This is a genomic window from Pseudoxanthomonas gei (genome assembly GCF_010119615.1).
GTDB classification, from domain to species: domain Bacteria; phylum Pseudomonadota; class Gammaproteobacteria; order Xanthomonadales; family Xanthomonadaceae; genus Pseudoxanthomonas_A; species Pseudoxanthomonas_A gei.
Genome location: NZ_QOVG01000003.1, coordinates 1 through 11,660, shown reverse-complemented (window position 1 = coordinate 11,660; position 11,660 = coordinate 1). Strand labels below are relative to the sequence as shown.

At 65.3% G+C, this 11,660-nt stretch carries 14 protein-coding genes; 11 read left to right on the top strand and 3 right to left on the bottom strand.

Features of this window, described 5'->3' with window-relative positions:
- Positions 1–14: 14 nt before the first annotated feature.
- Positions 15–317 carry an Mpo1-like protein gene (locus DT603_RS05080; protein ID WP_162348791.1) on the top strand — a complete coding sequence of 101 codons (303 nt, stop codon included), beginning with the start codon at positions 15–17 and terminating at the stop codon, positions 315–317.
- Here DT603_RS05080 and DT603_RS05075 read toward each other — a convergent pair.
- Positions 307–666 (bottom strand): DMT family protein, encoded by a 360-nt coding sequence (locus tag DT603_RS05075; protein WP_162348790.1) that lies wholly within the window; start codon positions 664–666, stop codon positions 307–309. The two genes, DT603_RS05080 and DT603_RS05075, sit on opposite strands and share 11 nt — an antisense overlap.
- 124 nt (positions 667–790) lie before the next feature.
- Between DT603_RS05075 and DT603_RS05070 the strand changes: the two genes are divergently transcribed.
- From DT603_RS05070 to DT603_RS05045, 6 genes are all read left to right on the top strand, one after another.
- The gene (locus tag DT603_RS05070; RefSeq protein WP_162348789.1) at positions 791–1,492 is read left to right on the top strand and encodes a response regulator transcription factor; all 702 of its coding nucleotides are present in this window, start codon (positions 791–793) and stop codon (positions 1,490–1,492) included.
- Positions 1,493–1,537: 45 nt separating this feature from the next.
- Positions 1,538–2,806 (top strand): sensor histidine kinase, encoded by a 1,269-nt coding sequence (locus tag DT603_RS05065; protein ID WP_162348788.1) that lies wholly within the window; start codon positions 1,538–1,540, stop codon positions 2,804–2,806.
- Positions 2,807–2,919: 113 nt separating this feature from the next.
- Positions 2,920–4,452 (top strand): efflux RND transporter periplasmic adaptor subunit, encoded by a 1,533-nt coding sequence (locus DT603_RS05060; protein WP_162348787.1) that lies wholly within the window; start codon positions 2,920–2,922, stop codon positions 4,450–4,452.
- 23 nt (positions 4,453–4,475) lie between these two features.
- On the top strand, positions 4,476–5,171 hold the full coding sequence (locus DT603_RS05055) for an ABC transporter ATP-binding protein (protein ID WP_343037721.1): 696 nt from the start codon (positions 4,476–4,478) through the stop codon (positions 5,169–5,171).
- Positions 5,168–6,403 (top strand): ABC transporter permease, encoded by a 1,236-nt coding sequence (locus DT603_RS05050; RefSeq protein ID WP_162348785.1) that lies wholly within the window; start codon positions 5,168–5,170, stop codon positions 6,401–6,403. Before DT603_RS05055 ends, DT603_RS05050 begins: the two co-directional genes overlap by 4 nt.
- Before the next feature lie 130 nt (positions 6,404–6,533).
- Positions 6,534–7,490, top strand: a complete 957-nt coding sequence (locus DT603_RS05045) for an isoaspartyl peptidase/L-asparaginase family protein (RefSeq protein WP_162348784.1) — start codon at positions 6,534–6,536, stop codon at positions 7,488–7,490.
- Positions 7,491–7,546: 56 nt separating this feature from the next.
- Here DT603_RS05045 and DT603_RS05040 read toward each other — a convergent pair whose 3' ends face one another.
- A complete protein-coding gene (locus DT603_RS05040) occupies positions 7,547–8,011 on the bottom strand; it encodes a VOC family protein (RefSeq protein WP_162348783.1) in 465 nt (154 codons plus the stop codon).
- 71 nt (positions 8,012–8,082) lie between these two features.
- Positions 8,083–8,793 (bottom strand): SGNH/GDSL hydrolase family protein, encoded by a 711-nt coding sequence (locus tag DT603_RS05035; RefSeq protein ID WP_170295406.1) that lies wholly within the window; start codon positions 8,791–8,793, stop codon positions 8,083–8,085.
- Positions 8,794–8,945: 152 nt separating this feature from the next.
- Here DT603_RS05035 and DT603_RS05030 point away from each other — a divergent pair, with 152 nt between their 5' ends.
- The 4 genes from DT603_RS05030 to DT603_RS05015 form a co-directional block, all read left to right on the top strand.
- Positions 8,946–9,332, top strand: a complete 387-nt coding sequence (locus DT603_RS05030; RefSeq protein ID WP_162348782.1) for a diacylglycerol kinase — start codon at positions 8,946–8,948, stop codon at positions 9,330–9,332.
- Between the two features lie 14 nt (positions 9,333–9,346).
- A complete protein-coding gene (locus tag DT603_RS05025) occupies positions 9,347–10,090 on the top strand; it encodes a TerC family protein (protein WP_162348781.1) in 744 nt (247 codons plus the stop codon).
- Positions 10,091–10,207: 117 nt separating this feature from the next.
- Positions 10,208–10,861: a LemA family protein gene (locus DT603_RS05020; RefSeq protein WP_162348780.1), complete on the top strand. Its 654-nt coding sequence runs from the start codon at positions 10,208–10,210 to the stop codon at positions 10,859–10,861.
- Between the two features lie 25 nt (positions 10,862–10,886).
- Positions 10,887–11,660, top strand: a 774-nt coding sequence (locus DT603_RS05015; RefSeq protein ID WP_162349104.1) for a TPM domain-containing protein, incomplete at its 3' end; no start/stop codon positions are given.

Sequence of the window (11,660 nt, the reverse complement as noted above, 5' to 3'; positions counted from 1 at the left end):
TACGGAGACGACACATGAGCCGCTTCGCCAGCTTCCGCGAGTTCTACCCGTTCTACCTGCAGGAACACAGCAACCGCGTATCGCGCCGGCTGCATTTCATCGGTAGTTGCGGCGTGCTGGCCCTGCTGGCGGCCGCGCTGGTGACGGCCAATGGATGGTGGGCCCTGGGCGCGTTGTTCTGCGGCTATGGATTCGCCTGGGTAGGGCACTTCTTCTTTGAAAAGAACCGCCCGGCCACCTTCAAGCATCCGCTTTATTCGTTCGCCGGCGACTGGGTGATGTTCAAGGACATCCTGACCGGCAAGGTCAGGCTGTAACCGGCGACGCCGGTTCGTAGAACATCAGGAAGGCGGCACCGACGATCAGCCCGAAGGCTGCGTAATGGTTCCACTTCAGCGGCTGGCCCAGGTACCAGGTCGAGAACCCCGCGAACACCACCAGGGTCAGGATTTCCTGGATGGTCTTGAGCTGGACCACCGAATACACGTTGCTGCCCAGGCGGTTGGCCGGGACCATCAGGGAGTACTCGAAGAAGGCGATTCCCCAGCTGGCCACGATGGCCAGCAGCAGCGGCGAGCCCTTGTATTTAAGGTGCCCGTACCAGGCGAAGGTCATGAAGATGTTCGAGCCCAGCAGCAGGAGCAGGGGCAGAAATCGTTCGATCATGGTGACAGGCGGCAGAGGGACGGGCTGCAAGATTAACGCTTGGCCAGGCGCCCGGGCGGCCTTCACATGGCGTCAACTTCGAAGCAGGTAGCTTCACAAACCTGAAGCATCCAACGGAGGTCGCATGCGCCAAACACAGGAATCAGCCGGACTCGTGCTGGTGGTCGAAGACAATCGAAATATCTCGGAAATGATCGGCGAATACCTTGAGGGCCGCGGCTTCGAGGTCGACTATGCGACTGATGGGCTGGACGGCTACCGCCTTGCGGTGGAGAACAGCTATGACGTGCTGGTCCTGGACCTGATGTTGCCGCGCATGGATGGCATGGAAGTGTGCCGGCGCCTGCGCAACGAGGCACGCAAGTCCACGCCCGTGCTGATGCTGACTGCGCGTGACACCCTGGACGACAAGCTGACCGGCCTGGGCTCGGGCGCGGACGACTACCTGACCAAGCCTTTCGCCATCCAGGAGCTTGAAGCACGCTTGCGCGCACTGATCCGCCGCGAGCGCAGGCAGGTAGGCGCCGAAGTGTTGAAGGTCGCTGACCTGGTCCTGGACCCGGTAAGCATGCGGGCAACCCGTGGCGGGGCCGAACTGATGCTGTCGCCGATCGGTTTGCGCCTGCTGACCATCCTGATGCGCGAATCGCCACGTGTGGTGACCCGACAGGAAATCGAACGCGAGATCTGGGGCAACGGCCTGCCCGATTCGGATACCCTGCGCAGCCACCTCTACAACCTGCGCAAGGTCATCGACAAGCCGTTCGACAAGCCGCTGCTGCACACCGTACAAAGCGCCGGTTACCGGATCGCCGACATCACCTGAGCCTGCCGGCTGGTATAGGCCGGCAACGGCACACGGAACGTAAACATGCCGCAAGGGTTATCGCGAAAGATCCGTATCGCCTTCATCATCCAGGTGGTACTGGCGAGCCTTGCCATCGTGCTGGGCGTGTTCCTGGTGTCGGCCGTGATCAAGCACAGCCTCATCAATACCGCCCTGCAGGAGGAAGCCGCGCACTACTGGGACCTGTATGGCGCGTCGGAATCGCAGCCGCCGCCCAACAGCTACAACATGCGTGGCTACCTGGTGCTGCGCGGCCGCTCCAACCTGGTGCTGCCGGAAAACCTTCGCGCGCTGAAGCCGGGCTTCTATGAGCTCAAGGCCGATGGCCTGCTGGTGCTGGTGGACGAAAAGCCCGCGGGCCGGCTTTACCTGGTGTTCCAGCGTTCGCAGGCCGAGCGCCTGGCGTTCTACTTCGGCACCCTTCCCATCATCCTGACCCTGGTCGCGGTGTACTTCGTTTCCTGGCTGACCTATCGCGCCTCCAAGCGGCTGGTGTCCCCGGTCAGCTGGCTTGCGCGGCAGGTCGCGCAATGGGACCCGCGCGGCCCGGATGTCACCGGCCTTGCGCCCGACAAGCTGCCTGCCGATGTGCAGGGCGAGGCACGCCAGCTTGCGTCGGCGCTGCATGGCCTGGCCCAGCGCGTGAGCACCCATGTCGAACGCGAACGTGATTTCACCCGCGACGCCAGCCACGAACTGCGCACCCCGCTGACCGTCATTCGCGTCGCCAGCGACATGGCCATGGCAGAGGAATCCTCCCCGCGCGTGACCCGCTCGCTGCAGCGCATCCAGCGTGCGGGGCGCGACATGGAAGCCGTCATCGATGCCTTCCTGATCCTGGCCCGCGAAGTGGACGTGGAGCCGCAGAGCGAGGATTTCGACCTGGCCGACATCGTCCTGGACGAAGCCGAGAATGCGCGCAGCCTGTTGATCGGCAAGCAGGTCGACCTCGAGGTGACCTGCAACGCCAAGCCGCGCCTGCATGCGCCGCCGCGGGTCATGCATGTAGTGGTCAGCAACCTGCTGCGCAATGCCTGCAACTACACCGACGAGGGCCGCATCGAGGTGATCCTTGAGCAGGACCGGATCATCGTGCGCGACACCGGCGTGGGCATGAGCGAAGAATCCAGGGCGCATGCGTTCGAGCCCTTCTATCGCGCCGATCCGTCGCGTCCACAAGGGACCGGGCTGGGGCTTTCGATCGTGCGCAAGCTGTGCGAACGATTCAGCTGGAAAGTCGAACTGGAAAGCGAGCTTGGTCGCGGCACCGCGGCAACCATCCGGTTCGCGTGACCCGGCGCGTACCACCTCGCCACCGTGAACCGCGGGATATGGTCCGTTGTCAACGCCACGCGCGGTACATGCGTTAATGGCGCGAACCCCATTCTCCAGGATCCAGATTTCGCATGAGCCAGCCGCGCCGTAGTCCCCCGCCTTCCCGCACGCTGCTTGTCCGTCTGTCGATTGCCGTCACGGTGCTGGCGCTGTTGGGGGCAGGCTACTGGGCCTGGAGCCATCGCAACAGCGACCCGGCCGACGGCGCCTATCGCACGACTCCCGTGGAACGTGGTGACATCCGCGTTGCCATCTCGGCCACCGGCACGCTCAGTGCCATCTCCACGGTGACCGTGGGCAGCCAGATTTCCGGCCAGGTCACTGATGTGCTGGTCGATTTCAACAGCCGGGTCAGGAAGGGCGACGTGCTGGCGCGTATCGATCCAAGCAGCTATGAAGCGCAGATCGAGCAGGGCAACGCGCAGATTGCCAGCGCCAATGCGAACCTGGCCCAGGCTCGCGCCTCGCTGCGCAATGCCGAGCTGGACTATGCGCGCAAGGCCGACCTGGGCAAGCAGAAGCTGGTCGCGCAAAGCGACGTCGACCTGGCCCGCGCGACCCTGGACCAGGCACGTGCGCAGGTGAGCTCCTCGCAGGCCCAGATCCGCCAGCAGGCCGCCTCCACCCAGACCACCCGGGTCAACCTGCAGCGCACGGTGATCACCTCGCCGGTCGACGGCGTGGTGCTTACCCGCACCATCGAACCAGGCCAGACGGTGGCGGCCAACTTTTCGGCGCCGGAGTTGTTCACCATCGCCGAGGACCTCGGCAAGATGAAGATCGAACTGGCCGTCGACGAATCCGACATCGGCCAGGTCAAGGTGGGGCAGGTGGTCTCCTTCACGGCCGATGCCTTCGCCGACCGCCAGTTCAAGGGCACGGTCGAGCAGGTGCGCCTGGCCGCGACCACGACCAACAACGTGGTCACCTACCCGGTCGTGGTCACGGTGGACAACAGTGATGGCACGCTGTTACCAGGCCTGACCGTCAATGCGGAAATCGAAGTCAGCAAGCGCGACAAGGTACTCAAGGTTTCCAATGCCGCACTGCGTTACAAGCCCGCCGAAGGCGCGACTGCGGCACCGTCGCAACCTGCGCAGGGTGCGCAACGTGGTGGCGGCAGCGGTATCACCGACGATCTGGCACGCACTGTGGCCGACATGAAGGTCAGCGCCCCGCAACAGGCGGCGTTCGACGCTGCTGTGGCCGCGGTCCGGCAGCGCCAGGCTTCGCGCCAGGCGCAGTCGACCCAGGGAGGCAACAGCATGTTCGGGGGTGGCCGCGGCGGCCCGCCCGGGATATCGCTGGGTGGCACGGGATCGGGCGACATGCAGGCGCAGATCCGCCAGCGCATGAGCGAACGTTTCCAGCAGGACTTCGCCGCATTCCGTGCCAGCCTGGACGAGGCGCAAAGGCAACGCTGGGATACCGCCCTGGGCACGTTGCTCAACGCCAAGCGTGCCTCCATCTACCGGCTGGCAGACGGCAAGCCGGAGGCGGTGATGGTGCGCATCGGCGCCAGCGACGGCACGGCTACCGAAGTGTCCGGCGGCGGGCTGAAGGAAGGCGACCAGATCGTGACCGGCGAGCGCGCCAGCGAATGAGTGCGCAATCGCCAATCGGCAACGTGGCCGAGACGCCCGTCATCCTGACCCGCGCCCTTTCCAAAATCTATTCGGCCGGCACCGAAGCCGAGGTTGCGGCATTGCGAGGCGTGGACCTGCGCATCGAACGAGGGGACTTCGTGGCCATCATGGGGCCGTCCGGGTCGGGCAAGTCGACCCTGATGAACCTGATCGGGTGCCTGGATACGCCGACCGCAGGCAGCTACGAATGCGACGGCGTCGACGTTTCCACCCTGGACAAGGAGGCGCTGGCGGAATTGCGCCGCGACAAGATCGGCTTCGTGTTCCAGGGCTTCAACCTGCTGCCGCGCATGAGCGCGCTGGAAAACGTCGCCATGCCGTTGGGCTACGCGCAGGTGCCACCAGTCGAGCGCCTGCGTCGCGCGCAGGAGGCGCTGGCCGCGGTGGGCCTGGGCGAGCGTTCCTCGCATCGGCCCAGTGAACTTTCCGGCGGCCAGCAGCAGCGCGTGGCCATCGCACGCGCGCTGATCAACCAGCCGCCCATCCTGCTGGCCGACGAGCCCACCGGCGCGCTGGACAGCAAGACCGGCGAGGAGATCCTGGCCCTGTTCAAGCGCCTGCGCGACGCCGACCACACGGTGATCCTCATTACCCACGACGCCGAAGTGGCCGCACACGCCGATCGGATCTTCGTCATGCGCGATGGAGAGCTGCACGAAGAGAAGGTCGCGGCATGAACTTCACCGATATCCTGCGCACGGCCGTCCATGCGCTGCGCGGCAACTGGATGCGCAGCGCGCTGACGTCGCTCGGGGTGATCATAGGCATCGCCGCGGTGATCGTGATGGTGTCGGTGGGCCAGGGCACGCAGGCCGAGATCGACAAGATGGTCTCGGGGCTGGGTTCGCAACGACTGGACATATCCCCGGGTGCCGGGCGTGGAGGGGGCGGCGCGCGCATGAGCTCCAGCAGCTTCTTCACCCTCAGCGAGGCCGATGTCGAGGCGATACGCGCCGAAATACCGGAAGTCCAGTACGTCGCCGGTGCCTTGCGCGGCAGCACCCAGGCCGTGTATGCCGAAAACAACGCGTCGACCAGCTGGCAGGGCGTGCAGGCTGACTTCTTCGACATAAACGGCTGGACCATCGCCAGCGGCGAGGGCTTCCAGGCGCAGGACTACACCAGTGCCGACAAGGTCGCCATCCTGGGGGAAACCACCCGGCGCACGCTGTTCGGCGACGATCCCGGCATCGGCCAGACCATCCGCCTGGGGCGGGTGCCGTTCACCGTGGTCGGCACGCTCAAGTCCAAGGGCCAGGGCGGATTCGGTCAGGACCAGGATGACATCGTCATGGTCCCCCTGGAGACCGCGCGCCGGCGCCTGATGGGGGCGATGGGCCTGCCGTCCGGCGCCGTGATGCAGGTCGCGCTTACCGTGGCCAGCGCCAAGGACCTGAACTACGTGCAGGGCGAAGTCGAGGCGCTGTTGCGACAGAAGCACAAAATCGCGCCGGGCGGTGATGACGACTTCAACGTGCGCAATATTTCCGAAATCGTCGCCACGCGCACCGCCACCACCAACCTGATGTCGAAGCTGCTGGGCGCGGTGGCCACCATCTGCCTGATCATCGGTGGCATCGGCATCATGAACATCATGCTGGTGTCGGTGACCGAGCGCATCCGCGAGATTGGCCTGCGCATGGCCGTGGGGGCAGGGCCTTCCGACGTGCGCAGGCAGTTCCTGGCCGAGGCCATGCTTATTTCCCTGATCGGCGGGGTCATCGGCATTGCCATCGGCGTGGTGGGCGCCTTGCTGGTCGGCAAATTCAGCGACCTGCCGATCGTGCTGAACGGGCAGGTCGTGGCACTGGCGGCCGCCTTTTCCATCGCCACCGGCCTGTTCTTCGGCTATTACCCGGCGCGCAAGGCCTCGCAGCTGGATCCGATCGAGGCATTGCGACAGCAGTAGGCCTGCTTCCGTTGCCGCGCAGGCGACGGCGCAAGCAAGCTGCGAACAGGCGCTGTTCTGGTGACGCCCGGGACTGCGCGTTGACGGCCATCGGGTATCCTTCGCTCCACTTTCCCAGCCGAACTTCTTGATGACCCGTCCGCCCCTTCCTTTCGCCCTCGTCATCCATGGCGGGGCCGGCGTCATCGAGCGTGACCAGCTGTCGGAGAGCGAGGAGAAATCCATCCACGCTGACCTGGACGCAGCGCTCGAAGCGGGCCGCCGCGTGCTGGCCGACGGCGGTAGTGCCCTTGATGCGGTGCAGGCCGCAGTAGTGGCGCTGGAGGAATTGCCGCGATTCAATGCCGGAAAGGGCTCCGTCTATAACGCTGATGGCCGGCATGAGCTGGATGCCTCGCTCATGGAGGGACATACGCGGCGGGCCGGTGCGGTAGCCGGGGTGGAAACCATCCGCAACCCGGTGAAGCTGGCGCGCACGGTGATGGAAAATTCCCCTCACGTGATGATGATCAGTACCGGCGCGGAACTTTTCGCCGATACCCAGCCACAGATCGAACGCGTGCCCAACGACTGGTTCGACACCGGCACCCGCCGCGCCCAGCTCGAGCTGGAGCAGGCACGCGAAAGCGCAGCAGCCCACAGCGATGCAGTCGGCCTGCGCGGCAAGTATTTCGGCACGGTCGGCGCAGTGGCGCTGGATGTGCACGGCAATCTGGCCGCGGCCACGTCCACCGGCGGCATGACCAACAAACGCTACGGCCGCGTGGGCGATTCGCCGCTCATCGGCGCCGGCACCTGGGCGGACGAGCGCTGCGCGGTCTCGGGTACAGGCTGGGGCGAGTTTTTCATCCGCAACGTGGTCGCGCACGACATTGCCGCGCGCATGGCCTATCGCGGCGACAGCCTGGCGGTGGCGGCCGACGCGGTGATCATGGAGCGGGTGCCTGGACTGGGCGGAGACGGTGGCGCCATCGCGGTGGACCGCGACGGCAATATCGCGATGCCCTTCAGCACCACGGGCATGTACCGCGGCTGGATCCGGCCCGATGGCAGCCGCGGCACCGCGATTTTTGCTGAATCGGACTGATCGCACGCGCGATCGACGGGACCGATTGGGCCTCACGACCGCGTCGGGAAGCGATGTCATTGCGGTTGCGCACCCCACGCCTGCATGCGCTTCTGCATCTCCTCCGGCGCCACGTCCTCAATGTGGGTGGCAAGCGACCACCGGTGGCCGAACGGATCGATCACGCTGCCGATGCGGTCGCCCCAGAATTCGTTCCTCAACGGACGATCCGCCTTCGCGCCGGCCTCTACCGCGCGTACATACGCTGCGTCCGCATCGGCGACGTAGATCACGAAGCTGGCGGTCGGTCCGCCGCGCTTGTTGGGCGCCAGCGCACCCATGTCGGGGAATTCGTCGGCCAGCATCAGGTGGGTATCGCCAATCATTATTTCGGCATGGCCGATCTTGTCACCCATCGGCAGCCGGAACAGTTCGGTGCTGCCGAAGGCAGCGGCATAGAACGCCAGCGCGCGGGCTGCATCGTCCACCACTAGGTAGGCAGTGACGGTGTGATATCCCTCGGGAATGTAGTGGACGGGCATGGCGCGGCTCCGCTTGACCGGGGCGGAAAATCTAAGCCCGGGTGGGTTACGGATTCGTTACCCGAAACGGCTTATTTGGCCAGGTACGGCGCAATCGTCCGGCGCCACAGATCGTATCCGGTCCGATTCATGTGCAGGCGATCTGCAATGAAAAGGTCTTCGCGTGGCTTGCCTTCGGCGTCCAGCATGGGGGTGAATACGTCGATGTAGGCGACCTGCAGGCGGGTCGCCTCTTCCCTGATCAGCGCGTTGGCCTCGCGCTGCGGCGCAAGCAGGTGCACGCGCGACGGGCTGGGCTTGTTGGAGATGTAGGCGATGCCCACGCCCGGCAGGTCACGGCGCAGCCGCTGGACGAAGGCCCGGAAATCCTGCTGCAACTGCATCGGCGCGCGTCCGCTGAAAAGGTCGTTGTCGCCGGCGTACAGCAGGACCTGCCTGGGCGCATACGGAATCACGATGCGGTCCGCATACCAGGTGCTGTCGCGAAGCTCCGATCCGCCGAATCCGCGATTGATGACCGCCACGCCTGGAAAATCCGCTGCCAGCGTGTCCCACAGGCGGATCGACGAGCTGCCGATGAACACGATGGCATGCGCAGGGGGCGGCATGGCGGCATCTTCGGCGGCAAAACGCTGCATGTCCTCCTCCCAGGCGGCGCTGGACACCTGCCCCGGCACCTGCGGAAGGGCGTGCGGGTGCACGCCGGGCGGCCGGGCCAGGCTGGTGCAGGAGGCGAGCAGGAAGGCAAGCAGGCAAGCCTGCAACAGGCGCATCGAGTTCATGGAAGTCCCTGGCTTTTTCCCAAGTGGAACAGCCCCGGTGGCCTCGCGCAAACACTGCCACCGGGGGCGGGCGCTGCGGCTTGTGGCAAAATCAGGCTTTCCCGATCACAGAGACTGCCCGGCCATGTCCTATTTCGCCGAGTTTCGCCGACATGGCTGATGAAAAAGGGCACCTGCCGCGCGGGCCGGGCCGGATTCTGAAAGCCGCCGTCTGGTCCTGGCAGGGCCTGCGCGCCGCCTGGCTGCACGAATCCTCGTTTCGCCTGGAGTGCTACCTGCTGGTGGTCCTGTCGCCGCTCGCGCTATGGCTGGGGCAGGGCGGCATCGAGAAGGCGCTGCTGATCGGCAGTTGCCTGCTGGTGCTGGCCGCGGAGCTGCTGAATTCGGCGGTGGAAGCGGTGATCGAGCGCTACGGCCCTGAATTCCATGAGCTGGCCGGTCGCGCCAAGGACATGGGCTCGGCCGCGGTTTTCGTGCTGATGATGAATGTACTGCTGTGCTGGGGCCTGATCCTGGGCCCACGACTTTTTTCGCTTTGAAGGATTGAGTGCCGATGAGTTTTGAATTCCTTGCCGACCCCAACGTCTGGCTCACCCTGGTTACCCTGAGCGCGCTGGAGATCGTGCTGGGCATCGACAACCTGGTCTTCATTTCCATCGCGGTAGGCAAGCTGCCCGAGCACCAGCGCGACGTGGCGCGCAAGTTCGGCATCGCCGTGGCCTGCGTCACACGGATCGGGTTGCTGCTGACCCTGGCGTTCCTGGCGAGGATGCAGAACGACCTGTTCACGCTGTTCGGCATGGGGTTCTCGATACGCGACCTGGTGCTGGCCCTGGGCGGCTTGTTCCTGCTGGTGAAGGGAATCATGGAAATCAGGGAGCTGATCACCGGCGGCCACGATGAAGATCCCAACACCACCAAGACGTCAGCGGTGTTCGGCATGGTGATCCTGCAGATCGCGATCATCGACATCGTGTTCTCGCTGGATTCGGTCATCACCGCCGTGGGCATGGCCCAGCACATCCCGGTGATGGTGGCGGCGATCCTGTTGACCGTGGCGGTGATGCTGTTCGCAGCCAACCCGATGGGCCGTTTCATCGACGCCAACCCGACCATCAAGATGCTGGCACTGGCCTTCATCGTGCTGATCGGGGTGGTGCTGATCCTGGACGGCTTCGAGATCCACGTGCCGAAGCCCTACATCTACTTCGCCATGGCCTTCTCGGTGGCGGTGGAATGGCTGAACCTGCTGATGCGCCGTCGCGGCGCACAGCACCAGCACCCGATCGTGCCCTAGGGAGCAAGGGTCTCGGAGCCGGGCAAGCCCGGCTTTGCGGGGTGTCCCCGCCGGCTGGTTGCGCTGCGGGCGGCGCGGTGCTGCAATGCGCGCCATACCCCCGGAAGGATCTTCGTCATGCGCCTGATTTCGCGTACTTTCCTTGTTGCCCTGCTGGTGACCCTGTTGTCGGGCTGTGGCTACAACGCCATCCAGCAGAAGGATGAGGCGGTGAAGGCGGGCTGGTCCGAGGTGCTCAACCAGTACAAGCGGCGCGCCGACCTGATCCCCAACCTGGTCAAGACCGTGCAGGGTTACGCCCAGCAGGAACGCCAGGTACTGACCGACGTTACCAATGCGCGCGCGCGCGTCGGCCAGATCAACGTCAATGCCGACGACGCCGCCTCGCTGCAGCAGTTCCAGGCCGCGCAGGGCGAGTTGTCTTCGGCGCTGTCGCGCCTGCTGGTGGTGACCGAGAACTATCCCAACCTGAAGTCCGACCAGTCCTTCCGCGACCTGCAGGCGCAGCTGGAAGGCACCGAGAATCGCATCACCGTGGCGCGCGGCCGCTACATCGAAACCGTGCAGGGCTACAACACCTTCGTGCGCTCGTTCCCGCAGAACCTGACCGCCAAGATGTTCGGCTACAAGGAAAAGCCCAATTTCACGGTGGAAAACGAGGCGAAGATCTCCGAAGCGCCCGCAGTCGACTTCGGCACGCCATCACCGCCTGCGCCGACGCCTGCGCCAACGGCCCCGACGCCACCGCCCGCGCCTGCGCCCGGCAATTGACCGGCGCGGATAACTGACCGGCATGCTGCGACGCGCGCTCGCGCTCGCTTTCCTCCTGTTTGCCTGCCTGCCTGCATGGGCGCAGCAGGCTGCGGCGATTCCGGCACTGACTTCACCGGTGGTCGATACCACTGGGACACTCGGCGCCGCGCAGACCCAGCAGCTCGAGCAGCAGGCGCTGGCCCTGCAGCAGTCCAAGGGCAGCCAGTTGCAGGTGCTGCTGGTGCCCAGCACACAGCCGGAAACCATCGAGCAGTACACCCAGCGTGTTTTCGACCAGTGGAAGCTCGGGCGCAAGGGCGTCGACGACGCGGTGATGCTGGTGGTCGCCAAGGACGACCGGCGCGTGCGCATCCAGCCCGGCTACGGCCTGGAAGGGGCCATTCCCGACGCCATCGCCAATCGGGTCATCCAGGAATACCTGGTGCCCAAGTTCCGTGCCGGCGATTACGGCGGCGGCATCGTCGATGCGACCGCGCAGCTGGTCAAGCTCATCGAGGGCGAACCCCTGCCGCCCCCGGTCAGCGACAACCGCGTCCGTGAAAGCGATGGCAGCCCCGACTGGATGTTCGCCCTGTTCGCGGCCTTCATCGTGGCCACCATAGTTCGGGGAATGTTCGGCAAGGCGCCGAAAGGGTTGCGCAGCCTGTTCACCGGTGGCGCGGCCGGCAGCGTGGCCTGGCTGCTGTCGTCGTTGATCCCGCTGGCCGGCGTGGCCGGATTGATAGGCCTGATCTACGGCCTGACCTCCGCGTCATCCGGCCGATTTGCGCGCCACGGAGGCTGGGGTGGCTTCGGT

Bases quoted from the DNA above. Each gene is read 5' to 3' on its own strand.
- DT603_RS05080 (WP_162348791.1), top strand. From the start codon at position 15: ATGAGCCGCTTCGCCAGCTTCCGCGAGTTCTACCCGTTCTACCTGCAG.
- DT603_RS05075 (WP_162348790.1), bottom strand. From the start codon at position 666: ATGATCGAACGATTTCTGCCCCTGCTCCTGCTGCTGGGCTCGAACATC.
- DT603_RS05070 (WP_162348789.1), top strand. From the start codon at position 791: ATGCGCCAAACACAGGAATCAGCCGGACTCGTGCTGGTGGTCGAAGAC.
- DT603_RS05065 (WP_162348788.1), top strand. From the start codon at position 1,538: ATGCCGCAAGGGTTATCGCGAAAGATCCGTATCGCCTTCATCATCCAG.
- DT603_RS05060 (WP_162348787.1), top strand. From the start codon at position 2,920: ATGAGCCAGCCGCGCCGTAGTCCCCCGCCTTCCCGCACGCTGCTTGTC.
- DT603_RS05050 (WP_162348785.1), top strand. From the start codon at position 5,168: ATGAACTTCACCGATATCCTGCGCACGGCCGTCCATGCGCTGCGCGGC.
- DT603_RS05045 (WP_162348784.1), top strand. From the start codon at position 6,534: ATGACCCGTCCGCCCCTTCCTTTCGCCCTCGTCATCCATGGCGGGGCC.
- DT603_RS05040 (WP_162348783.1), bottom strand. From the start codon at position 8,011: ATGCCCGTCCACTACATTCCCGAGGGATATCACACCGTCACTGCCTAC.
- DT603_RS05035 (WP_170295406.1), bottom strand. From the start codon at position 8,793: ATGAACTCGATGCGCCTGTTGCAGGCTTGCCTGCTTGCCTTCCTGCTC.
- DT603_RS05030 (WP_162348782.1), top strand. From the start codon at position 8,946: ATGGCTGATGAAAAAGGGCACCTGCCGCGCGGGCCGGGCCGGATTCTG.
- DT603_RS05025 (WP_162348781.1), top strand. From the start codon at position 9,347: ATGAGTTTTGAATTCCTTGCCGACCCCAACGTCTGGCTCACCCTGGTT.
- DT603_RS05020 (WP_162348780.1), top strand. From the start codon at position 10,208: ATGCGCCTGATTTCGCGTACTTTCCTTGTTGCCCTGCTGGTGACCCTG.